Raw genomic sequence first — 22,288 nt, 5'->3', positions numbered from 1 at the left:
TCAGTGTGTTGTTATAAAGAATCGGTCGCTATGGTAGCAGTGACTTCAGTGCCGCGTGAACAGCGTCTGGGCTGTCAATCTGCCTGGAGTTCTTACTGAGAGTCCTCTCAAGTTCGTAGTTCATTCTCTGTGTTGAGTGTTCTGTTGTGCAAAGCGTTGGTTCGCCGCGACTACCAATCACCGACAGTGTGACAATGTCCCCCGGATGCTGGCGAAACAGAAGATGCACCTCTCTCCTCGACTCCCGGTGCACAATCGTGAGGACATACGATTCAATGTCCACTCCGCAGAACCAGCCGCTCTCCTCCACGCGGGGTTCCGGCCAAGTCCCCGATGGTGGGATCAGAAAGTCCAATGAGGAGGTCTCCCATTCGCCGTCTGATACGAGAGAGAACACCTCTCTCTCCAGAGCCTCCAGCACACTGCTGGACTGCCTCCTGAGCAGCAGTTGTCTTGGCTTCAGAGTACAACCCGCGTCTGTCTTCATGGGGGTCCTGACTAGGGAGAGGATATTCCCGGCCAGCACCCTCTGTATGTCGGCCAGGTTCCCGGGGAAGTCACGAGAGAGCATGAAGAGGACAACCTGAGCCGCTTGGACAGAGAGAAAGGTGTAGTCGGTTCCGAAGATGAGCTTCTCTGACCATCTGTTTCCATCTGATACGATCCTCTCCCTCGCGCTCTTGAATAGAAGCGGCACATCATTGCCGTGTAGTGTGGAGGTCTCCCCATAGACTCGTGGATGCCCAAGGTACTTGTATAGTGCAGGGTCGCCCGGGCTCATGCCACAGTGAGCCACAATCACCCCGCTGTATGACCGGTCGATGGCGGGTCCTGCAAGAGCCTCCGTCAGTTCGACTATCTTGCTGACCGTTCGGATGTTTCTCGTGTCAAAGAGGACAGGGATGTTCAGTTCAAATGCCTTGAGAAGTACCTCCTTGACGGGTGTGCTGGTGAGATCGTCGACGAAGAGCTGAGACAGTGGATGCAGTTTGAGACCCCTCAGACCCAGGGTCTTGACAGCGCGTTCGAGTTCCACCACTGCCAAGTCGGGTCTTCCCTCCTTGTAGTCCATCGGGTCGACCCGAGCGAACCCTATGAGTCTGGCGGAGTTGGGCGCCCGAGTGGACCATCCGGCTATGCGGTCATTTGAGACCTTGAAGCTGGCGTTCTGCGGAAAGCCGGAGCGGGCATAGTCGTCCGAGTATGGAAAGACGACAGTCCGGTCCACAAGCCAACCATGGTTGAAAGCATTCCAGTCATCCCTTGACCCGAAGAGTCTTGCCACTGCCGGTGGTGGCTCGACCCTGACCGGCTCAAGAAGCAGTTCATCTCTGTCAAGCATCTCCTTGGCCATGCGCTGCATTTCGAACCACAGGAGTGCATAGAAGTCATATGCTCCAGAGGGAGTGTTCCTGTGGGACTTCTCCTTCCCCATGTGGTGGTGGGCATCAACCACATAGAATGCAATCTCCTGCCCTTTCTTCATTCCATACTGGGGGAGGTCCTCCACAGCTCGCACAATGAGCATCTGCTACAACTCCGCCTGTGCTGTCATGATGTGGACGTGATGAAACATGGTACAGACAGACATCTGACGATACACTACGCATATATCTGTTCACCAACAGGAATGACACAAACCAACGGGGCGAGTCACTTGCTGGTAGTAGAAGACAGCGAGGCAAATGAAATCCACCGCTTCTTTGTACTTGACGGGACGCTACAACTTGGAGTCGTCCAGGTGGGATCTCAGAATACAACATTCGACCCGGCCCGGGCACTCTCATACTACAGGACCGTGGAGAGCCAGCTGTTCACGCTTGTCTCAAAGTATCCCAGTGCGTACAAGTACGTCCCTCGTAAGACCTACGACTACCTGGCAAGACCTCGGCTGCTTAGTGACCTCTATGCCGGAATGCAGGAGGCAGATACCAGCTGGCTAGTTGACCAATTCCTCGTTCGTCCCCTATCGAACGTCGGAGACATGGTGTTGAGTAAGGCTCAGCGAGAGGAGAACTCTGAGACTGTCAGAAGATGGTGCCTCACCGCTCCCTATGGCCCTAGAATGCTTGTCACTCAAGACCTCCGGTGGGGCGACTACGACAGACAAGGGTGGGGTTGTCAGCTCCGAGTAGAAGACTTGAAGCCTGTCTTTGATGGCCACCACAGAAACGACCTCATAGGCTACCTGAGGCAGGGGTTTCCCGTCTTCATTGAGATGGTCAACCGAGAGGACCTTGACGCGCTCCTAGAATGGCTTTCGGTTCTGAAAAGCATGGGACTGAAGTGGTCGTCGATTGTACTCACGCTGCGTTCACACAAGACGCTAGGAGCAGTCGTGAACCGACTGGCCGAAATACCCGACATAAGGTTCCTCACAGCGGGTTCCACAGTGAGGTCCCTATCCACCATCACCAAGCGGCTACGTGAAGTCCGAGGCGAAGACTGGGCGTCCGGGCTTGTCTTCGGGAGTCTATATCCGGAGACGCAGCTGGGCGACAGCATAACAGAGATTCTCAGCTATCTGCTGAGCAGGACTCTGGCCGGAACCCCGCGAGACCTCCAGAGGATATTTGCGGGCAATCTCATGCGGATGCTACCATCAGCGCCACCCTTCCTCCGTGCTACTGCTAACGATGAGTGTGTTGTCGCTGAGCGGTCGTTGGGCAAGGCTGCTTATGATGAGGTCTTGCGCATGCTACAGGTCTTGGCTTCGAGAGAGCAGAAGCATGTCGCATCTGTGGCGTTCATGATCTCAACAGACTCTTATAGAGTAGACACCAGCACAGCCGTGGTCACAGTCGAGGATGCCGCATCTGAGCGGGCTTCCAGTCTGGTCATGAAGTCTGAACACGATGGGACTCTGAGACTGGTGGGATGGACGAGAGTGCTCAGTCGTGGTCCGGTGTCCCGGGACTCTGAAGAGATGACTGCGCTTCTAAGGTCCATCACCCAGTCGGGCCCGGTGCTTAACTCTCCCTCTCATCTGAGAGCGTTTGGTAAGTCACTTCTTGAGCACTTCCGGGTAGTCGACCCTGTCGAGATACTCTCTACACTTCACTTCTCAGCGAGCAGGCAGGAGACCTCCCCCGGAATGATTGGGCTGAACCGGAGCGACATGGAAGCACTCAATGTATCTGATGATGACCTTGTCCTGATTCTCGAGGACCATACCGGTCAGTGGTTTGTAGGAAAGGCCTTCGCATGCGACGTGGAATCGCGGACTGCCTCAGTGCACACTCTCGACTCAGAACTTGTCGCAATGAGCGGAAAGCACCAGCTAGACATTGTAAGGTATCAGGGGCAGCCTATTGGCCTCAGACAGGTGGTCTTTGGCTACAGGGAGTCTGCAGGACCGACCACCGGGGAGACGGTGTCCCTGATACAGCTCAGAGATGGTGATGTTGTCTCGAAGCTTCAGGGATTCTTTGTTGCAAGAGGTGTGAAGTACTACCCCTTGGGCCAGAAGCATGGTGTGATCTTTAATCTGACGTGGTCACGGCCGCAGCTCCGACCCGGAGAGGTCGGCACTCTGACAGGAGCGGATGTGGAATTCAGACCCCTTCCGTCTCTCTCCGAGATCAATGTCATTCTCTGCCTTGAATTCAATGGAGGTAGAGAGTCACGCATCTCCGTGACATCCCCGAGGAGCATCCTGTCAAGACTGACGCGCTCCGCTGGTGGTGGCCTGACGGAGCAGATTGCGGACCACGTACGGGGAAGTGTTTCGGGGTCCGAGGGGGTTGCGATAATTGGACTGCTGTTGATGAGCCTGTTCGAGGTGAACCGATGCGACGGGAGGTTCGCTCTCATCAACGCAAGCAAGGACGTGGAGAAGTTCTCGGTTCAGAAAGCGGAAACGGTTCAGCAGTACTTGCAGTTCTCTGATGACATGGAGTCAAGCGAGGTACGGACCACTATGGTCCTATCAGTGCTTGACGCGCTCAGGGACTCTGCTGGGCCTCCCAACATGACTGAGGTCTATCGCTCCATTGCTGAGTTTCTGGAGGACTTTGGCGACCAGAGGCCCACTCTTGCAATTCTGGTCACAAGTGGGGCAGAGGCCGAGGGAGATGAAGCCGCATCCTTCATCCATGCCATCGGACAGAGGAATGGTTGCCGGGTTCTTGTCATAGGTGTCGGGGAGAGCTTCGACACTCAGGCTGCACTGAAGACTCTGCAGGGGTCATGTTTCGTGGTTGAAAAGGCTTCGAAGATATGTCTACAGACGATACACAACGCAGTCCTCTCTTCGCTCGAAGCACTGACTGCTTCAGGACAGCCTCGGTGACTACTCGGACAGCATTAGCTCGATGGCCTTCACTCTTGACTCGAGGTCTGCAACCTCCACCTCTAGTCTGGAGACCGCCTCGCGAGTCGATTCGGTGAGAGATGCAGTCGATTGCAGCTTCGACACGCGGGTCTCGGTCTGGTCCGTCAAGGCCAACCCTTGTCTCTTTCCGAGAGTCGTTTCGATCCTGTCAAGCACACTCTCGACATTCTCAAGTCGCTGTAGAATCTCGGACATCGAGGCAAGAACAGACTGTGCATCCTTCCGCGTCTCTTCCTCATTGCTGTCTGTCATAGGAATGTCACCCTGTCTTCGAAGCAAACCGTGCGATTCTCTTTTCCAAGTCCTCTAGACGTTCAGACAGTCGTTCGAGCCGTTCGACCACCTCCTTTAGCCGACTGGTCGTCAGTTCGTGGAGGGACCTACTACCCGACTCATCGGGCGAGGACGGCGTCCTAGTGCTTATGGACTCGACCCGCTGTTCAACATGTGCCAGTCGGGATAGGATCTCAGCGACGGGCACGTTTCGAATCAGCTGGGTGAGCTGGTCCAAGTCGCTGGGCGTCGCTGTCGTCTTGTCTTGTCCTCGCTCAACTCTCTCTGACTCGACGAGACTTGGGGATGACGAGTCTTGCATACGCAATTGAGCAGTATCGTCTGAACGACTCTGAGGCACCTTGGGTGGCAGGTCTCGTTCTTTCCCAGACGACCACATTGACTGGACTGTTGAAAGCAGGAGGGGGTTCGCATCTAGGCCTTCCGTTACCATGAACAGAGCCATACTCCTCAAACCGTCCCACAGACATGACTCAGTGCGACCATCGTGTGACATGATTGCAGCAACGCACCGGTCTCTTGTGTTTCTGACCAGCTCAAGTCCAAGAATCCAAGTGGTCACAACCGGGGCAAGACTCGGTATGAGTTTCAGTTCGCCCACCTTTAGCGGGACCTTTTCGTCCTCCTCTGCGGCTGTTGCTTCACTAACCCATTCGGAGGGCTTGAACTTCCCTCTTGGTATCGCCATAGCAAGTGCCTCTTTCACGAGTCCCATCGAAGCAGCCTCTCTGACCTCTTCGACATAGTCTGTGAACACTGTGCTACTCTGAGGTGGCTCGACGCCCAATGCCTCGTTGAGGACTATCCGAAGTACTCTATCAGGAGTTGAGCTCACAGTCCAGAATGCGGCGCAGTATCTGAACGTCTGGCCTTCTGAGGAGTCGTTCCCAAGATATACATTGAATCGCGGTGAGTGCAGACCCGGCTCGCCCAGCATGAGAATGCCATAGTCGCCCTGCTTCAACACTCCTCGTTCGGTGAAGAGGCGAACAGTCCGGTCTGCAGGTATCAGAGTCTGTACCTGAGTCGTGCGCAGACGAAGCTCGCCCTCAGTACCCTTTGAGAAGAGACCCTGTTCAATACATCCAGACTCTAGGCGCCCTGAAGGAAGGCGCGAACAAATGAACCCTGAGACCTCATTGCTGGCGCGCATGGCCTGAAGTCGTGTCAACAGCCCATCACCCAACTATCCCAGTCCTCCTATGTACCCAGTCATGAACTGCTCTCTCAACAGCCTCCGCGTCCACATCCGTGGAGACTCGAATGCCACTTCCCCTTCCTGACTCTGCTATGGCGTCTAGCAGATCCATGTCTGCAGAACTGCCCAGTCCAACTGTGAACACTGCTATGCGTTCTTGGCCCGGGTCCACTGTGGCGAGTTTCACAGGGTTTGGTCCTGCTGAGTAAGCACCCGAGGCGAACAGGAGCACGACTGTGGGCAGTCCGTTCTTGCGGGTCATGTCGTAGGCAAGTCCAAGAGCACGCTCTATTGCAAGCCCTGGACTGGCAGGAGACCCGCGATGGTCTTTCTCCCTGTTACTCATCCAGAGCGAGAGCATCTTTGCCACATCTGGCGTGTCAACGGTGCAGAACTCAGACTCTTGGCCTGAATCGGGGTCGTACGTCTTGAAAGTCTCAACAGATGAGGAGAACATCATTGCACTGAACAGGGCGACTGCCTCACAGGACATGAGGTCGTTCAACAGGTCACTTGCAGTCTGCAGTGCTGCTTGCCACTCAGTGACCATCCTACCGTCCATGGAGATGTCACTCCTGTGCACAGTGGAGGTCATCTCGAAGACACAGCACAGGTTGTAGCATTCTGCTTCTCTAGTGGCCTCAATCTCAACCCTATTCAGCCGCTTCCACAAGACTCTCGCAGCCCGGTGGGTGGTGCTCATGGGAGTGACCGACTTGACTCGGAATGTGAGCCTCAGGTCATCGGCCCGCAACTCCTGACCGCTCCGCAGTATCAGTCCTTCAACATAGGGCTTCAGGTCAGTGACTCTCTTTGACACAGCAGAAGCGACCTTCTCAGAGTCAAGCCCGGTGTGGGAACTCACGCTCAGAGAGATCTCTTCACAGACAGGTATGTCCTCGTCCGCAGCCTCCACCAGAACGGCGGTTCCTTCTCGGGCCAAGAGAGCGTCAGCAATACGTGCATCCACCACAATGCTGTTGGCTGGCACTCTGTCCGAGTGTCGCACGTCAGACAGGACGAGCCTACCCTCTGAGCGAATAATGACCGTCTTGACATTCCCGCCGAGGCATCCGGGGCTCGTGAAGCTCATACCCTGTTGATTCCGTCCTTGCAACAGCTTGAGCTCCACAGGTAGACCTCCTAGTAGACCCGTGTGGAGTAGATTCGGGATGCTAGAGGCTTTGAACCATAGTATACTTCGACCTTCACACTGGCCTTTCCCTTCGAGTAGACTATGGGCACGAGCTTCAGGTCTATTGTGGAGTCACCTCGGGGGGCAATCTCGTGCTGTTCATTTGTTATCTCTGAGACACCGTCCTCGGACACAATTGACACGACTATTCGGACCCCTGCTGTTGCAGAACTAGGGTTCTTGACCCTTACCTGGTACTTGAATGCCTTACCAGGGAGTATGGCGTCAGGCACGTCTCCCAGTTCAACCGAGAGACCTATCTGTCCGGAGGAGAGAGGACGACCCTTCGGCCACCGAGGCACAGTTCCAAGTTCAATGAGTCGAGAGAGGCTGGTCTTCACCTCTCGGAGTTCAAGCCCAAGGTCCGATGCTGCCTGTCCAAGGTCAAATACCCCGTCATGTGACTGGTAGTATCTTAGCACTTTCTGATCCGACTCGATGAGGTCGCTCATTCCTTCAAGAATCTTCAGAATGGCGTCAGGGACATGTCGTACCTCTACGAGTGAGTAATATACCCCACCATCTACGGCATTGGCAATGCTCCGAAAAGCGTCCTCCACAACAGGATTGCAGCCGCAGACAAACACAAACACCGTCGAGCCGTGTTCCTTCTTGAGCAGCTGGACCTCATTCTTGGGGTCATACCCGCACGGACAACCGTTGGGCCATGCGTCATCTCCCATGTTGTTGTACGCCCTGCCATGAGGAGGCGCATCTCCAACCAGAATCAGAACCTTGTATGAGTCCCGCATCCAACTGAGACTCGTACGGGCGTCATGTAGCGCATCGGCAACCGCCTCTGGCATGTCACCCCCCTCAGATGGGTCAAGCTTCGATATCTCCCTGTGGACCTTCTTGATGTCATCACTGAAGTCGAAGATCTTTGTGACGTAGGTCTTGTCTTGGGGCGGGTGGTCTCTGTACGACACTATCCCAAACCGGATGACAAGTCCTCTTGTGCGTTCTGTCACACGGTCGACAATGTCAAAGAGGCTGTCTTTCACCGCCCTAATGTCATCCTTCATAGAGCCCGTGGTATCCACGACAAATGCAACATCCAGTCTTGATGGCAGCCCGAGTCACTCCTCTACTCGTGAGGCTCGGTCTTCACAATTAAGCTTTTGCCGAGCGCGAAATGAATGAAGGCAGTTGTTATTAGGGACATCTTCTCAGTACCTCTGTAATGGCCGCCGAGAGCGAACTCAGGATAGACGTCGTATTCGACGATAGTACCATGGTACAGGCTGTGCTGGACCGTGTCCATGCGCCAAGCATAGTGGAGGAGTTGAAAAGCCGACTGCCAATTGAGGGCAAGGCAGCTCTTCTGAGAGGTGAAATGAGGGTCACAGTCGGCATTAACAAGGGCAACATCAAGGCTACGAGGCAGGTCAAGAGAGGACAAGTCGCGTATATGCCCCTCGGAGACTGTTTGTGTATCTACCTTGACGAGATGACAACATTCTCACCTGTGAATGTCATAGGGCGTATCATCTCGGCGGACTCTGTCCTTGAAGGACTCAGGACAGTTAGGAGAGGAGCTCGAGCCGTGCTTCGACAGGGCTGAGTGTCAGACTCGTTGAAGAACACGAAGGAGTTCTTCGTTCTCGTTCCACTGTGTGACAGATGGGTCTACGGACATACCGGGCTCACTGGTCTCAAGCAGGACCTCCATCCCTGAGTTGGTCACTCTCTTGAAACCGCCGGGCGTATGACATCGTACACGAAGTTGTGTTGTGCTAAACTCGGTTCTCGTGACAGACTGGACAGGTCTTGCTTCGTATGCCACTCTGGCTCTGGCCTGTCTCAGCTCCTCCTTCAGTTCGACAACCTGAATCTGCAGAGCCTTTCTGTCTGCGTCCAGGGCCTGAACCTCGTTCTTGAGCCGTTCGTGTTCGGCCCTGGGAACGAACTCCTTAGAACGATCGACCCAAGTGATTGTCGTACCGTTGAAACGTCTCCGGGTAGTCACTAGACCGAGGGCTCTGAGCACCGCCACAACGTCGTATACCCTCCTCTTAGGAGTCATCAGCATCCTTGCCAAATCATCGCTGCGTAGGCCCTCCGCTCCACTCTCCTTCAACAATCGCAGGGACTCCTGGGCAAGCTCTACTAGTTTCACAACTGCACCTCATGAACCAATATAGCGCACAGTGGAGGGGTGTTCTAATTCGCAGCTTGGGTCGAACTTAAGTCTTTGTGTTATGGTGCGATTTTGCGAGAGGTCATTCATGAAAAGGAGAATATCATCAATGTACCAATGCGACGATTTAGAGAAACTTCGCACCGACAATTACTTATCTGCGCTGCAGGGCCAGTCAGGCTCGACAACGGACCAGTGGAGTGATTCCGCATGACGAGACAACGAGTCATAATAATGGGAGCCGCCGGAAGAGACTTCCACAACTTCAATGTGTACTTCAGAGAGAATGAGGGCTACGAAGTGGTAGCTTTCACTGCTGAACAGATACCCGGGATTGGAGACAGGGTCTACCCGCCCGAGCTCTCGGGCAGACTATATCCGGATGGAATCAAGATATATCCAGAGGCGAAGCTGCCCGAACTGATCAAGCAATACGATGTTGAGCAGTGCATCCTCGCCTACTCTGACCTGCCGCACATGACCGTGGGACACAAGATCGCATGGGTGACATCGCTTGGCCCGGACATGAGACTGATGGGTCCTCGTACCACGATACTGAAGAGCAAGAAGCCAGTGATCGCGGTCACAGCAGTCAGAACGGGTTGTGGAAAGAGTCAGACCTCGAGGAGAGTCAATCAGATACTAGTCGACATGGGACTCAAGCCCGTCAACATCCGCCATCCCATGCCATATGACCCTGACCTGACAACCCAGATAGCACAGAGGTACGGCAGTATGGGGGACATGGACAAGTACAGGTGTACGATAGAGGAACGGGAGGAGTATGAACCCATGATTGGTATGGGCGTGGTATTGTATGCGGGAGTCGACTACGGCCGGATTCTTGAGATGGCGGAACAAGAAGCGGATGTGATCACATGGGATGGCGGCAATAACGACTTCCCATTCTATAAGCCTGACCTTCACATAGTTGTGGTCGACCCACACAGACCTGGACACGAGGTCTCATACTACCCCGGTGAGACAAACCTACGGATGGCTCATGTGGTCATCATCAACAAAGTGGAGACTGCGGACTACCAGGATGTGGAATTCGTCCGACGAAACGTACAGGAAGTGAACCCCAATGCTGTCATAATTGACGCAGCATCTCCCGTGCGCGTGGACAACATGGCCCTCATAAGAGGCAAGCGAGTGCTTGTTGTCGAGGATGGCCCGACCGTGACTCATGGGGACATGAAGTATGGGGCTGGATTCATTGCGGCTAAGAAGGCTGGAGCTACCATTGTTGACCCAAGGCCTTTTGCAGTCGGCAGTATCAAGAAGACGTTCGAGAAATACTCTCACCTGGAGAACGTCTTGCCTGCAATGGGCTACGGACGGGAACAGATGCTCGAGCTTGAAAAGACAATCAGTAAGGCTGACGTTGACGCGGTGGTAATTGGTACGCCAATCGATCTGACCAAGGTGATAAGAATCAACAAACCGAGTACTAGAGTCAGATATGACCTCCAAGAGATTGGCAAGCCAGACCTTCACGACGTACTGCTCGAGTTTGTCCAACAACGCGGCTTGAAGTGAACCACAAACAAGCATCTGTCAGTCGGACCGGGGCTGCAAACCCCGGTCCGGCATTCTCTTTCCAAAACTACCACTGCAACTGTGCGACTTCTGCTTTTCGGACTTCGAGGTCCTTATAGAGCACAAGCAAGAACACGGCGTTGAGCGAGCCAACTATTGCTTGGACTGCCACTACTCTTGCAATGACAAACAATGGACTGACCATGATTGGATAGGCAAAGCCAGCCAGCAAGCCGGCTCCTATAATACCCGTGCCAATTCCTAGCAAAAGCAGTGGCCCGAAGATATGCCAGAACTGACCGCTGCTCAGACTCCATGCACGTTTGACACAGCCGACGATGGAACAGTCCTCAACCACAGCAACCGGAAGAGCGACTGAGAACCGGATGTTCAAGTAGAGGTTAATAAGTAGCAGCAAAAGCATGAACAAAGATGCAGTGAGAACGCTCATGGCCTGCTCTGGAGTGATAAGATACGGATCCAATGGAATGCTTTCCATGACCGCGTACGTGTACACCTGTCCGGGAATCATTATGACCCCGGCGATGAGAATCAGCAAGAGCTGAACCCCGAATAGTTTCACAATGCGGTTCACTCCAAACGAGATGCTGGATGCAATCGTTTCCTCGTTGTTCCCGGCATATCTACTGAGGGTGTACCTCATGGTGCTTCCAGCAAACAGAGCGGACAACAGTGTGCTGATTAGTGCGAGGGCCAGTAGAGAAACGGCTATGGCTAGAGTGGCAGGCACCTGCGCGAAGAGGTTCGCGATGGTAGTAGTGATGTCAGAGGACGCCTGCAATTGGAAAACGGACAAGAAGTCGTTGCCCGCAACAATGTACAGCAAGAGGACACTGACAATGGCACTAACGAAACTGCCAATTCCGTAGAGCACTATGTAATGTACTGGTTTCTTTGCCCATACATCTATGGTCTTTGTGACTACCTGAACTGCAGACAGTTTGAACTGGTCTGCGCTTGTTGCTTCAGGGGCTGAAGAATCGAACTCGACCGCCATGAACAACCACCTCAGTCGTACTTCATGCCCGAATCTTATAACCTATTGCATGACTCTGACTCTATATTGCATAAGTGGTTTCGACCTATCGTTTCAGGGCTGGAACTGGTACAAGCAATCGACTCGTGTGCCATACATGTACGGACTATGCGGCGCGACGACCGCTATGCAGACTCCAGACATGACTTCCGCAGAGTCCGTGACTCTCATGGTCGGTGAGTGACCGCAGCCAGTAGACTAGGCCGGTCTGGGACGGGCATCAACAATCTCCATGAACTTGAGCCCCCCCGCCTTCTCCATGAGTTCCTCGAAGGCAATCATGAAGACCCTCGGTGTGACCTCAGTGGCATTCTTGGTGATTCGCACTATCTCATGGGTCAGGGAAGTATAGTCTGCGTTTACGGGTCCGCGGGGAGCCACATAGAGGTTGAGTATGTCCATGCTATATGGGTCTGACATGTCTTCCTTTGCTATCTCGACCTGTAACTCTTCGATCTCGCTTAGACGAAGAAGGTCCTCTCTCAGGGCGGTCAGATTGACGGTCGCACCCTTGATCTTCTTCTCTGTGAGTCCCATGACCTCAATCTGAGCCTCCGAGTCGTTCTGGCGGCCGATGTCCCAGAAGAATGGGCCATCAAGCCCGCAGACAGGACACTTCCCGTTCTCATGGCGAGAAGCGATGTCACCCAGAAGGAAGCCCTCGAATACGGTGCCAGTGCCATCAAGATGGAACAGTGTCACATGTCCCGGCTCATCCTCTCCCACAAAGTCATAGGTGCCGTCCTTGTTCACCTTGATGAACTCAAAGGACAGTACGAGGGGGCTCACGTTGTGGTATGGGCCACGATAGTCGCACTGAACCGCAAATGACACCTTGCTCTCTGAAGATGCATAGCCGCCTATGACTCGCACCTCTTTTGCACCCTTTTCGGTAAGGGTCTGCACCATGTCTTGTGCGACTGCGTCGTAGATCTTCTCACCGGCGAGGAGCACGACAACCTTCTCCGGCGCGGTGTAGTCCTTTGCTTCCTTCAACGCACGGAAGAATCGATTGCGCAGGTAGGACGGCATACCCGCGAAACCGTTCACCTTGAAGACCCTAGCTAGGTCAACAAGCTTCTCGCTGGGTATTGCTCCTCCCGCACTGGTAGCAACGTAGAACTTCGACATCTGACCGAGGCCCAAGTTGACAGCATGCCATCCGAGATGGGGTGCATACGGAAAGAGGTTCATGCTAACAAGCTCCCACCCGGTGCCGACCCAGGGGTCGATTGCCATCTGACCTACCTTCACGCAGTTCTTGTAGAGCAACTCATTGTCATATCGTGTGAGAAAGACGGGGGACGGCAGACCAGAGGCCCGTCCTGAGCTGAGCCAGAACTGGAGCGGAGCATAGTCATGGGTAAGTCTAGCCTTGATACGTTCTTGTGCCGCTGCAGAACCGATGTGGAGCTTCACCCGGGCTCCGTTGTTCCGGATGAAGCTGTAAGTATCATGCTTCCCGGACTCCTTGGTGTACTTCATCCATGTTTTGACTATTTCAGCAGGGGGTCTTGCAGCTCCATCGACTTGGGATGGATTCAGTACGAACTGCGCAAGACTGTCCTTGTAGTCCTTCTTGCGGACCAGCGGAATCTTGTACTTGGCCCAGTCTTCGATGCAGGTCAGATTGAAGGGGTCTATATTGTTCTCCTTGAACAGACGACGATAGTACGGATGATTCGGCCAGACCTGATATCTTATGAACGCACGGAACTTCCTGTCTTGCAGTTCCTTTATCTCACGGTGATTGGTTCGCTTCAGTTCCTCAAATGTGAACGTGGTCTTGACCATTCGAAGACCTCCTGTTGAAATAGTCCGGGTTCAGAGAGGGCCGTCATCGGAATAATAAACGTTCCGAGGGCATTTCGAGGATGTATTTCTAGTCGAAAGCCATAATAGTGCTGGCGAGCTGTCCGTTCAAGACAAGTTCCGCCAAAAAGGAGTCACCAGCTTTGTCAGAGACGGACGAGAAGCTTCAGAAGGGCATCCAAGAACTAGGAGAAGGCAACAACAAGAAGGCTTTCGCGTTATTCAAAGAAGTCTTTGAGGGTCGCCAAGAGCGGCTCATCAAGAAGGTGCAGGAAAACCCGAAGTCCCCAACCCTCATGCTGGATGCGCTGTACATGATACACTCGCTCGTGTGGCTCAGGGTCGCCGAAGCAGGAATGAACCCCAAGCAGGCAATCGAACTCCTCGGAAAGGCCGTTGGCACCGTCGAGGCGGCAAAGACTGCGCTTGGGCCGCTTGTCACGGGGCTTGCGCAGTGGGCTAAGGAGAAACAGATCAAGGTCGTTCACAACAAGGCACTTGGTCTGCTTGCTGCCACCAAGGACCTAGAAGAGATGGCCAAGAAAGCGCTCGAAGCACAGCGCAAACTCAAGTAGTCCTCAGTGCGCGGCTGCGGCCGCGCCCCATGTCCGACTACTTGGAAACTCCTTACAGGTGTTCATTGCACTCATCAGTTCCTCGGTCACACTAGGCACCGATCAAGACGTGAAAGAGACACTTGATGTGACAATCGTTTCGGAAACGGGCCCACCATGGTGGAGTCTGATGTTCTTGAGGTAGTGGCTGCTCCTGATGTCAAGTCAATGGGCAGCTTGGTGAATGCGACCATCAGAACGAGGCCCCGCGTATTCATGACTGATGTGACAGTCGGTCTGTGTTCAGTCTACACAAGATCTAGCGACGGTCCATCTCCCGCCTCCACTCCTCTGCTGGAAACCTCTCTCGCATAATCTCCAGCTCAGCGGACACGCAAGACTCCAAGTCGACTGAGAAGTGATTTGCAAGCTGTGTGAAGAGGGAGAAGACTTGGGCGAACTCATGACAGAGCTCGTTTCTGTCAACACCTCTGTGCCCCAGTCCGACCACCTTGTATCCCTCCTCGACGGTTATGTGACGAGAGATCTCTCCCAACTCCTCGATGAGATGTGCGAAAACCTGTGAGGCCGGGAATCGGTCCCATCCTCTCTCTCTATCAAATGCATCCAGTCTATGCTGTACTTCTCTAAGGTCCATCTTGTTAAAGCCTCTCGATAATTCTCAGTGTCTGGGCTCTGGCTTGGTCCAGCATTTGTCTGGACGGTGCAACGATAGGTCCTAGTGGAGTCCCCTCCGGAAGAGGGTCACCGCCGAGAAACATCGCCTCGCTGACCGTGTCCATCATCTCAACAGGCGGAAGAACTGCGCATGGCAGCTTGCTCCCCACACGGATGCCAGCAATGTTGGTCACTATGTTCCACGCTCTCTTGCCATCGGAACATCTACAGTGGGTCAGTTTCGATGCACCAGCAACAGGTCTAGTCTGGCTCACCTCGACAGCCAGAATGTCTACGGCAAGTCCGGCCTCGTCAGACCCCGACTTCAGACGCCTCTGAAATCCTTCCACTGTGCGAAGCGCATAGTTGAGTTCTGCAACAACGAGCTGCTCCTTGGTTGTCTTTGGTTTGAAGCCGACCGAGGCTATTGCGGAGTGCATCATGACACCAATCTCAGACACGCAATCGACAATCTTCTTTGTGCCCTCGCTGGCGGCCAGCTGCATAGGGTCCACATAGGAATACTTCACCTCATAGAGGGCAGTACTCGCAGTCTGGATGAGCTGACTTAGTCGACTGTACTCTAGATGGAGCTTGAGCTTCCTGTTGGATATGATTTCCCCGAGACGTCTGAGTGCGTCCTCCAAGACCAAGACTCTCGCATCCTTAGCTGTGTCCAATCACTTCACCATGTGTGGGGGAATTGCTCGGAGATAAAAAGATGGTTGGGCGGGTGTCGCTAGGACACACGACAATAGGCCACGTAAAGTGATATAAAGCATCGATGAGTACTGCAATCGGCTCCAAGAGAAGGAGATTGGACCCCTTGATTCAGGCGCTGTACGTTCTAATAGCCGATAGCGGTCTCTGTGTGCTCGACCGGAAATACGGTCAAGCAGACATGGACCCGAACTTGATCAGTGGATTTCTCACAGCACTCATTCAGTTCGGTCGAGAACTCAGTTCAGGAAACCGCGTACACGTCATCGATTTCGGTGCGTTTGACATCTGCCTCTCTCTGAGAGAGAATGTGATTGTCGCGGCAATCGTTGACAAGATTGACGACACCAATGCCGCTATGGCTGTGCTAGGGGACGTCAACGCTGCCTTCGTAAAGGCATTTCAGAAGGTGCTCGCCAACTGGGATGGCAATCTGGAGCCTTTCGAGTCCTTCAAGGCCACAGCGGATGAAATCACCAAGAATGGCAAGGCATCTGAGAAACGCATAGTTGTTCCGGTATTGAAAGGCAAGGTCTCGCCGATGCTTGTCAGACTCGGACAGCTGAGTCAGGAAGCATATGACGTTGCGCAGATGTGCAAAGGAACACTCACTACGAGAGCCATTGCCGATCAACTGGGAAAGCCGATCAAGGAGGTCCAGAAGGCCATGCAGGACCTAGAGGACATGAGGATGATTACCTGGAAGGAGATTGGTTTGTAGGTAGTCCTGTGCAGTCTCTCATCTGTCCGTTCGCATCTGCAAGTGTCGTGCTGCGAGTAGAAGAGCACGCTACTGACTCTGACCCCACTCATTGCCTGTGGCAATCAGAATCAGCCCTATGACGATAAGACCTGGTGCCAGTACACCCGATACCGAATAGGTGATGATCCCCAGAGTATCGAGGATGAACCTGCCTGCGTGCAACACGCGACCAGTGAACAGGACTAGAAACCCTAGTCCTAGAAGGAAGTTCGAAATCCGCAACAGCCCGCCCGACTGCCATGACAAGTACCAGAACAGGGCTGGCAAGAAGAGGGCATATAGTACGCCTGCGAGACCTGCATAGTAGCTCACTAGTGAATAGGGAAGCACTGCAAGCGCGACAGCAAAGCCGGCTGCTGGAATCATGAATCCAATTTCCGCCCAGCGCTTGCCGAAAATCATGAAGCCCGCAGTTGCTGACAGGACTGCCAGTGCCATCCATTCAAAGAAGCCACCGATGCCGAGCCATTGGCCAAGAACCCCCTCCAAAGATGAGGGATTGAGAAATGGAGTGAGCCCGGGAGGATTGGTGGGCATTGATTTGGGGTCCGCAAAGAAGTCGCCGATGAAGTAGAACACCCTTCCGACGGCAAGCAGCAGGAAAAAGAGCGCCATTGCCAGCTGGAACGGGTTCCTTGAGTTGCGCCATCTGAAGAACAGGAGGAAGATGAACAGGAAGAAGTAGTATCCGACTACTAGGAACCACAGGCCCATGTGAACCTCACGAACAATCATGTCAACGGTCTGCAAGTTGGATGGACTCCTTTCACTCTCTCGGCTGGAATCAAATCTGTATACCTACAGATAAAACTTGCCCGCACACGTTCAGACTCTCTAAGAAGGCTCAGCAGAGCTGCACAATGAGATCGCAATCATGCAAGCAGCACCTCTTGCCGCTCGTCGAGGTCCTCTCGAGTCCTGATTGTTTCCAGTGTTTCAGTCCCTTGCGGGAAGCCATTATGGATTAGCAACGCCTATATTGGGTCTCTCCGAGCATGCTTCGAGAACACCTTGAGCGAGAGTACGTGGAGACTGAGCAGGGAAGACGGGACTGCAGAGGAGTTCATGGACGTCAGGAGAAAGGTCGGCAACCGGGTCATCCGGGCATACCTCCTGCAACCACTGTTGGACACCGGGAGCGCCCTGTTTGTAAAGGCGAGTCTGAGAGGTCCTAAGGGTGAGTTCCAAGACTTTGCAAAGTTCTTTGTCTTGGGGGCTCAGTATGGTGGGAGAGAGCTACGATTCCTTGTGGAGTCAGGTGTCTATGAGAATCTCAGGATAGTCGCAGCCGACAGAGAGTCCGCCGCCGGTCTTGAACCCGATGCTATCGTCAGAGTATTTACGGAAGTGCTCACGAAGCCGGACGAGTGCAAGGCTCAGATATGGTTAAGTACAGATACCAAGGTGCACAGCTAGCGTCTGAGAGATGAGATGGTCACTGTGAGCACGTTCGAGAGATACGCCAACTGTCCTGTATGTGGCAACAGAACGGTGCTCAAGGTCCCGCCTGGCATCACTGCAAAGGCCAAGAGATTCCCACTAATGGTGAAGGTGAAACACAAAGATCATCACTTCTACATCAACTTGGATAGCCAAGCCTTGATAACGGACATCCTCCACCCGGACGTTGTAGAGTAGTCGGTCGATGTATCCGTCAGCCGATGTATCTGTCAGAGGGGTGTTCCTCATCTGGAGCGCGTTCACTCCGCTGGTCTAGTTCGCTCTTTGCCCATTCGATGAACTCTACGACATGGCCAACAGGCTCGTCAAGCTGTTCAAGGTCGAGGCTGACGCCTAGATGGTCCGAAAGCACCTGTAGGACCGCCCTTGCGGCTCGATAGTCCGCCTTGATCACTCCCAATGTTTCTCCAAGGAGACACGCCCCATCCATGTCATACATCGTTGCAGCCCATGAAGGGATGAAGCCATTGGCGCCGTTTATCACACCGTCCAGAGTCACCACGGCATCCTGTATCCCTGACAGTCTCTGCAGCAGTTGGTCCGAACTTGCAGAGATGAAGACTCTTGGACTTCGCGGATAGCTTGAGAAGAAGTCTCGGTATTCCTGCTCGTAGGCAGCGAGAGCATAGATGTGTCTCACTCCATATGACTGGAACTCCCTTGAGACAAAGTCGGCGTAGGCAAACACTCCCTGACTGCTCGACGGCTGATAGTCAGCTGAGAGCATGACAAGGTCATGGGGCTCATCAGGAGCAGCCCTGTACACACTGACGGAAGACCGCGGGAACTGAGATATTCCATTCTTCACAGCTACACGGGGAGGAAAGTCATCACTGAAGAACTCCAAGACCACCTGTGCGTCAAGCATCTCGATTAGACTCTCGACAGCAATTCTGCCCACGTTTGCAATGCCCGGCAGACCAACAATGCCAACAGGGTCCTTTAGCGAATCGGCTGACAAGGTAGCATAGCGTCTTGTGTACATGTTTGCCCGTTGTGTTAGGGCAGACAGTGCATTTGGAGGTATCGGTCATGGTGCTATAGTGAATAGAACCGCTTTGCATTGCTTGTTGTGGCTGCAGCGACGTCTTCAACCGGCAGCCCAAGCAGTCGTGCAAGTGAGAGACAGCCATGCCTCACGTTTGACGGCTCATTTCTGCCTGTGGTCGGCGACAGATACGGTCCATCGGTCTCAAGCATTATGGACTCGAGAGGAAGTATCTGTGCTGCATGTATGCGATTGCGATACTTGTCGAAGTTCGCAGGAAGTGTGACACTCCATCCGCGGTCCTTCAAGGCAGCTGTTGCTTCAGGAGTCCCATCGTAGCAATGCATGAGCACGTCCCCTTCGTAGTGCTGATCCACGAGTGCTATGGCCTCCGCCTCTGCCTTTCTGGAGTGGATGACAAGAGGCTTATGGAGTTCCATGGCCAAGTCCATGAACTGGATGAAGAGTGGTTCTTGTGCCTTCCTCTGTGCGGGGTCCTTTATCCAGTGGTAGTCGAGTCCCACTTCGCCGACTGCCACGACTTCCGATGCATATTGCCTAGTGAGGTCAGCAATACGTAACGCGTCTTCTCTGGTGAGCTGTGAAACTGAACAGCCCGAGCTGTGGAATATGTAGTTGGGATGGGCTTGCATCAGCAGGCGCGTGTTGTGGATTGATTTGGGACCGGTCGAACAGTTCACGATTCCAACGACACCAGCGGACTTGGCACGTGCTATGACTGTGTCGATATCTGACTGAAAATGACCTAGGTCCAAATGAGTGTGGGCGTCTATCAGCTCCAATTACGTTGTGCCTCCACAGTGACGCATACGAATTCCTTTTTACTCCATGCATCGGGGACATCTCGGTTGAAATGTCTGACGAATCTGAACGCCTTAGGGAGAGGACTCGACAGGTCGCCGCTCTGAGCCAGACTGTTGACGCGCTCCAAGCGCAGCTTGCCGGGGCCCAGAAGAGAGCCGCTCAGCTTGGAGAGGAGGTACAGCGACTTCAGTCCGTCATCGGTGAGAAGGACGCGGAAATCATGATGCTCAGGGGAGAACTCGAGCGGACAAAGAGCGCCCTGACCCAGGTGGGTAAGGAAGTCAGAGGCATGAAGATGGACCAGATTCAGCTGGCCTCGAAGAGAGCCCCCGGTGGAGAACAACACTCGATGAGAGAAGAACTTGAGGTGGCTCAGCGAACGGCCAAGGCTGCCAAGGAGGATGTGAGGGCTCTCTCGGAGGCTGCAACAGCAGTTCTCAACAACGAGGAAGGTGCCTTAGAGGTGCTGCGCAAGACTGTATTGGAAGTGGGAGATCCAAAGTACAGAGTGTTGAACATGGTCTTGCAGAAGCGACGAGTGAAGGTGGAGGAGGTAGCTGCCGTCCTAGTGTCAGACACTACCGCTGCGCTGTCCATCATCGACGAGCTTCAGAGCGCAGGGGAAGTGGAGTTGAGGGATGGGAACATGGTCATACCTGCGAAGAAGTATCGAGAAGTGGAAGTGCCAGTGGATCAGTGGCAGACAACCCCTATCGCGAAACTGTTCGATGAGCTGGAGTCCGTTGTTTCAAGGACTGATGGACACGAGAGTGTGGCAAAGGCCATAGCGGCTGCAGTGGACATAATTGAGCAGCGACTGCCGAGGGCAGGCGCACTTGTCTTTCAGATGAGAAAGACCGCCAACCAGTGGAAGGTGAGCGAAGGGAGTATCGACGAGCTTCGGTACACTATCCGAGACTGGAAGAGCCGTGCTCAGGCGTTGTCCTGAGACTCTAGTCCTTTGGCATCTCCCCTTTGATGGCCTCTCGAACGTATGCACCGAAGTCTGAGGTTTCACCATCCCTGTGTACGCGTATCTTCGGCTCCTCGCCTCTTGCAAGTCGCTCGATGTACATCACGTCGGTCTGGCCGATTGTCTCGCGTACGCCACGATAGACGATGAGATACAGTAGTACCTCTTCCACCTTGTTGCCAACCGGAGGGTCTCTGGTCTTCAGCGACTCCAAGTATGCCACGGCATCTGGAGCAAGGTAGCGCTTGAGTAGTTTTGACCGCTCAGCCGAGACCTTCGCCTTGTGTTCTCTCTCGGCCTGCAGTTGTTTCTCTCGCTGAACAAGCTGTGCCATCTTCTTTCTTCGTATCATGGCCAACTCGTCGTCATCGTTCAGGGCTCATCCCTCGGTGCTAAGGACCTCTCGCGACTGTTGTTAAGTGTGTCGATATAGATGGGTGACGTTTTTAGGCTCGAAGTGTGAGTTCACACTGCCCATAATCACGCGAAGGACGTGTGTACACCTATTGACAGAGTCGGAGAGCTGTTCATGGCTTCGTACTGCAGGCGCCAGCCACTCGTGTGCGCTGCGTAATCAGAAGATACCTAGAGGGGAAGTCAAGGCCAAATGCACACAAGCAGGTCTCTACGTGATATGCATCGACGCGTACAGTTCACTGTCAAACGCACAGAAGCTCCTTGAGGCGAAGAGCACCGACGCGCTTCTCTGGCTTGTTGAGGCAGCAACGCAGTTCGAGAACTTGGGAGAGCTCGACAATACAATAATCGCCTGCATCAAAGGGATTGTCTTTGCAAACAGCATGAATCTGACTGACAATGGCTATGAGATGTTCAAGTATGCCCGGCAGGTCTATGAGGAGGGTCAGCGCAGAAAGGACCCATCGCTATCAGACCCGTCAATCAAACGTGCATTGATAAAGGCAGGCCAAGACCTCATAGCAACTGCAAGGGAGTCGGCCAAGGGGGATGCGATGAGAGACATGCAGTCCGAATTGAAGGCCGCTGTCCTTGGCGGGGCACAGCTGAAAAAAGCTGAGAAACAGGAGGATAAGGATCTCATTACTATTGATGGCCGCCAGCTCTATGCGAAAAAGCTCCAGGAATACAAGGAGAGTGCTGAGACCTATATCAAGTCCGGGGTCATCAACAATGCCATTGTCTTCTCCTGCATGGCTGCACTTGCAGAACTCATGATGGGCAGGCCAAAGGAGGGAATTGAGTACTTGGCTGAGATGGCAGCATCATCCGGGCAGAGAGAACGATTCAACGAGGATCCCTGTTTTCAGTGGACCAGACTGGTCTTCAAGGCGTTTGTTAGCAGGGATATTGGGGCCATCGAAGAGGCAAAGACCAAGTTTCTCAGAATTCCGTGGTCCTTCAAGGACGACAGGGAGTTTGCGCGAAGAGTGATGGAGTCGGTCCACAGAAGGATATCTTCTACCTGATTCGGAAGCGCGCGATGAAAAAGCCGCTTGTCCCATGGATGTGCGGAAATAACCGCCTCACCCTCTCAGAACACAGGAAACCGGGGTATCCGTGCTGACCACCGACGGCGGGATCAAGAAGTTCAATGTTACTCTCCTTCAGGAGAGAGTCAATCTGCGACTCACCCTCGTGGGGAAGAAGCGAGCAGGTTGAGTAGACCAACTCCGTGCCGGGTCTATCAGTGTACTCGGTGACAATGGTGCTCAGAATCTCGTGCTGGATGGTCAAGAACCCCATCAGGCGGGACTTGTTAAGCCGCCACTTGAATAG

The 22,288-nt window shown here is 53.7% G+C and carries 24 protein-coding genes; 9 read left to right on the top strand and 15 right to left on the bottom strand.

Annotated features, from left to right (window positions below):
- Positions 1-28: 28 nt before the first annotated feature.
- Positions 29-1,528, bottom strand: a complete 1,500-nt coding sequence (locus HXY34_11335; protein NWF96723.1) for an amidohydrolase family protein — start codon at positions 1,526-1,528, stop codon at positions 29-31.
- A 39-nt stretch (positions 1,529-1,567) separates the two neighbouring features.
- Between HXY34_11335 and HXY34_11330 the strand changes: the two genes are divergently transcribed.
- Entirely contained in the window at positions 1,568-4,291 is a 2,724-nt protein-coding gene (locus tag HXY34_11330; GenBank protein ID NWF96722.1) for a hypothetical protein, read from the top strand.
- On the opposite strand, the gene HXY34_11325 is transcribed toward HXY34_11330, so the two are convergent.
- The 4 genes from HXY34_11325 to HXY34_11310 are packed head-to-tail and all read right to left on the bottom strand — an operon-like array spanning position 4,292 to position 8,045.
- On the bottom strand, positions 4,292-4,585 hold the full coding sequence (locus HXY34_11325) for a hypothetical protein (GenBank protein NWF96721.1): 294 nt from the start codon (positions 4,583-4,585) through the stop codon (positions 4,292-4,294). It lies immediately after the preceding gene.
- 7 nt (positions 4,586-4,592) lie between these two features.
- Positions 4,593-5,798 carry a hypothetical protein gene (locus HXY34_11320; protein NWF96720.1) on the bottom strand — a complete coding sequence of 402 codons (1,206 nt, stop codon included), beginning with the start codon at positions 5,796-5,798 and terminating at the stop codon, positions 4,593-4,595.
- Between the two features lie 7 nt (positions 5,799-5,805).
- Positions 5,806-6,957, bottom strand: coding sequence for a VWA domain-containing protein (locus HXY34_11315; GenBank protein NWF96719.1), 1,152 nt, complete (start codon positions 6,955-6,957; stop codon positions 5,806-5,808).
- A gap of 11 nt (positions 6,958-6,968) precedes the next feature.
- On the bottom strand, positions 6,969-8,045 hold the full coding sequence (locus HXY34_11310) for a hypothetical protein (GenBank protein NWF96718.1): 1,077 nt from the start codon (positions 8,043-8,045) through the stop codon (positions 6,969-6,971).
- 158 nt (positions 8,046-8,203) lie between these two features.
- Here HXY34_11310 and HXY34_11305 point away from each other — a divergent pair, with 158 nt between their 5' ends.
- A complete protein-coding gene (locus tag HXY34_11305) occupies positions 8,204-8,584 on the top strand; it encodes a hypothetical protein (protein NWF96717.1) in 381 nt (126 codons plus the stop codon).
- A gap of 3 nt (positions 8,585-8,587) precedes the next feature.
- Here the strand turns inward: HXY34_11305 and HXY34_11300 are convergent, their stop codons facing one another.
- Positions 8,588-9,139, bottom strand: coding sequence for a hypothetical protein (locus tag HXY34_11300; protein ID NWF96716.1), 552 nt, complete (start codon positions 9,137-9,139; stop codon positions 8,588-8,590).
- A 231-nt stretch (positions 9,140-9,370) separates the two neighbouring features.
- Here HXY34_11300 and HXY34_11295 point away from each other — a divergent pair, with 231 nt between their 5' ends.
- Complete coding sequence (locus HXY34_11295) at positions 9,371-10,702, top strand: GTPase (protein ID NWF96715.1); 1,332 nt, start codon at positions 9,371-9,373, stop codon at positions 10,700-10,702.
- Positions 10,703-10,769: 67 nt separating this feature from the next.
- Here HXY34_11295 and HXY34_11290 read toward each other — a convergent pair whose 3' ends face one another.
- On the bottom strand, positions 10,770-11,720 hold the full coding sequence (locus HXY34_11290; GenBank protein ID NWF96714.1) for a hypothetical protein: 951 nt from the start codon (positions 11,718-11,720) through the stop codon (positions 10,770-10,772).
- Positions 11,721-11,957: 237 nt separating this feature from the next.
- Complete coding sequence (locus HXY34_11285; GenBank protein NWF96713.1) at positions 11,958-13,553, bottom strand: hypothetical protein; 1,596 nt, start codon at positions 13,551-13,553, stop codon at positions 11,958-11,960.
- Between the two features lie 161 nt (positions 13,554-13,714).
- Between HXY34_11285 and HXY34_11280 the strand changes: the two genes are divergently transcribed.
- Positions 13,715-14,146: a hypothetical protein gene (locus tag HXY34_11280; protein NWF96712.1), complete on the top strand. Its 432-nt coding sequence runs from the start codon at positions 13,715-13,717 to the stop codon at positions 14,144-14,146.
- A 298-nt stretch (positions 14,147-14,444) separates the two neighbouring features.
- On the opposite strand, the gene HXY34_11275 is transcribed toward HXY34_11280, so the two are convergent.
- Together HXY34_11275 and HXY34_11270 are read right to left on the bottom strand one after the other, a co-directional pair.
- The gene (locus HXY34_11275; protein ID NWF96711.1) at positions 14,445-14,783 is read right to left on the bottom strand and encodes a hypothetical protein; all 339 of its coding nucleotides are present in this window, start codon (positions 14,781-14,783) and stop codon (positions 14,445-14,447) included.
- A gap of 4 nt (positions 14,784-14,787) precedes the next feature.
- Complete coding sequence (locus HXY34_11270; protein NWF96710.1) at positions 14,788-15,483, bottom strand: hypothetical protein; 696 nt, start codon at positions 15,481-15,483, stop codon at positions 14,788-14,790.
- 104 nt (positions 15,484-15,587) lie between these two features.
- Here HXY34_11270 and HXY34_11265 point away from each other — a divergent pair, with 104 nt between their 5' ends.
- Entirely contained in the window at positions 15,588-16,244 is a 657-nt protein-coding gene (locus HXY34_11265; protein ID NWF96709.1) for a hypothetical protein, read from the top strand.
- Positions 16,245-16,313: 69 nt separating this feature from the next.
- On the opposite strand, the gene HXY34_11260 is transcribed toward HXY34_11265, so the two are convergent.
- A complete protein-coding gene (locus HXY34_11260) occupies positions 16,314-17,036 on the bottom strand; it encodes a hypothetical protein (protein ID NWF96708.1) in 723 nt (240 codons plus the stop codon).
- A 261-nt stretch (positions 17,037-17,297) separates the two neighbouring features.
- Between HXY34_11260 and HXY34_11255 the strand changes: the two genes are divergently transcribed.
- Together HXY34_11255 and HXY34_11250 are read left to right on the top strand one after the other, a co-directional pair.
- Positions 17,298-17,702 (top strand): hypothetical protein, encoded by a 405-nt coding sequence (locus tag HXY34_11255; GenBank protein ID NWF96707.1) that lies wholly within the window; start codon positions 17,298-17,300, stop codon positions 17,700-17,702.
- Positions 17,703-17,717: 15 nt separating this feature from the next.
- Complete coding sequence (locus HXY34_11250; GenBank protein ID NWF96706.1) at positions 17,718-17,924, top strand: hypothetical protein; 207 nt, start codon at positions 17,718-17,720, stop codon at positions 17,922-17,924.
- Positions 17,925-17,940: 16 nt separating this feature from the next.
- On the opposite strand, the gene HXY34_11245 is transcribed toward HXY34_11250, so the two are convergent.
- Entirely contained in the window at positions 17,941-18,708 is a 768-nt protein-coding gene (locus tag HXY34_11245; GenBank protein NWF96705.1) for a PAC2 family protein, read from the bottom strand.
- A 77-nt stretch (positions 18,709-18,785) separates the two neighbouring features.
- Positions 18,786-19,538, bottom strand: a complete 753-nt coding sequence (locus HXY34_11240; protein NWF96704.1) for a TatD family hydrolase — start codon at positions 19,536-19,538, stop codon at positions 18,786-18,788.
- Positions 19,539-19,609: 71 nt separating this feature from the next.
- Here HXY34_11240 and HXY34_11235 point away from each other — a divergent pair, with 71 nt between their 5' ends.
- Positions 19,610-20,509 carry a hypothetical protein gene (locus tag HXY34_11235; GenBank protein NWF96703.1) on the top strand — a complete coding sequence of 300 codons (900 nt, stop codon included), beginning with the start codon at positions 19,610-19,612 and terminating at the stop codon, positions 20,507-20,509.
- A 4-nt stretch (positions 20,510-20,513) separates the two neighbouring features.
- Here HXY34_11235 and HXY34_11230 read toward each other — a convergent pair whose 3' ends face one another.
- The gene (locus HXY34_11230; protein ID NWF96702.1) at positions 20,514-20,885 is read right to left on the bottom strand and encodes a hypothetical protein; all 372 of its coding nucleotides are present in this window, start codon (positions 20,883-20,885) and stop codon (positions 20,514-20,516) included.
- A 154-nt stretch (positions 20,886-21,039) separates the two neighbouring features.
- Here HXY34_11230 and HXY34_11225 point away from each other — a divergent pair, with 154 nt between their 5' ends.
- Positions 21,040-21,978, top strand: coding sequence for a hypothetical protein (locus tag HXY34_11225; protein ID NWF96701.1), 939 nt, complete (start codon positions 21,040-21,042; stop codon positions 21,976-21,978).
- Here the strand turns inward: HXY34_11225 and HXY34_11220 are convergent.
- Positions 21,971-22,288: hypothetical protein (locus HXY34_11220; protein ID NWF96700.1), on the bottom strand; the 318-nt coding region annotated here is incomplete at its 5' end. The two genes, HXY34_11225 and HXY34_11220, sit on opposite strands and share 8 nt — an antisense overlap.

It is taken from the genome of Candidatus Thorarchaeota archaeon (assembly GCA_013388835.1).
Taxonomy (GTDB): Archaea; Asgardarchaeota; Thorarchaeia; order Thorarchaeales; family Thorarchaeaceae; genus JACAEL01.
Note: the sequence above shows the minus strand (reverse complement) of the source record. Positions and strands in the feature narration are given on the sequence as shown.

Bases quoted from the DNA above. Each gene is read 5' to 3' on its own strand.
- HXY34_11295 (NWF96715.1), top strand. From the start codon at position 9,371: ATGACGAGACAACGAGTCATAATAATGGGAGCCGCCGGAAGAGACTTC.
- HXY34_11250 (NWF96706.1), top strand. From the start codon at position 17,718: ATGGTCACTGTGAGCACGTTCGAGAGATACGCCAACTGTCCTGTATGT.
- HXY34_11230 (NWF96702.1), bottom strand. From the start codon at position 20,885: ATGATACGAAGAAAGAAGATGGCACAGCTTGTTCAGCGAGAGAAACAA.
- HXY34_11305 (NWF96717.1), top strand. From the start codon at position 8,204: ATGGCCGCCGAGAGCGAACTCAGGATAGACGTCGTATTCGACGATAGT.
- HXY34_11290 (NWF96714.1), bottom strand. From the start codon at position 11,720: ATGGCGGTCGAGTTCGATTCTTCAGCCCCTGAAGCAACAAGCGCAGAC.
- HXY34_11330 (NWF96722.1), top strand. From the start codon at position 1,568: ATGAAACATGGTACAGACAGACATCTGACGATACACTACGCATATATC.
- HXY34_11235 (NWF96703.1), top strand. From the start codon at position 19,610: ATGTCTGACGAATCTGAACGCCTTAGGGAGAGGACTCGACAGGTCGCC.
- HXY34_11335 (NWF96723.1), bottom strand. From the start codon at position 1,528: ATGCTCATTGTGCGAGCTGTGGAGGACCTCCCCCAGTATGGAATGAAG.
- HXY34_11325 (NWF96721.1), bottom strand. From the start codon at position 4,585: ATGACAGACAGCAATGAGGAAGAGACGCGGAAGGATGCACAGTCTGTT.
- HXY34_11265 (NWF96709.1), top strand. From the start codon at position 15,588: ATGAGTACTGCAATCGGCTCCAAGAGAAGGAGATTGGACCCCTTGATT.
- HXY34_11285 (NWF96713.1), bottom strand. From the start codon at position 13,553: ATGGTCAAGACCACGTTCACATTTGAGGAACTGAAGCGAACCAATCAC.
- HXY34_11310 (NWF96718.1), bottom strand. From the start codon at position 8,045: ATGAAGGATGACATTAGGGCGGTGAAAGACAGCCTCTTTGACATTGTC.
- HXY34_11275 (NWF96711.1), bottom strand. From the start codon at position 14,783: ATGGACCTTAGAGAAGTACAGCATAGACTGGATGCATTTGATAGAGAG.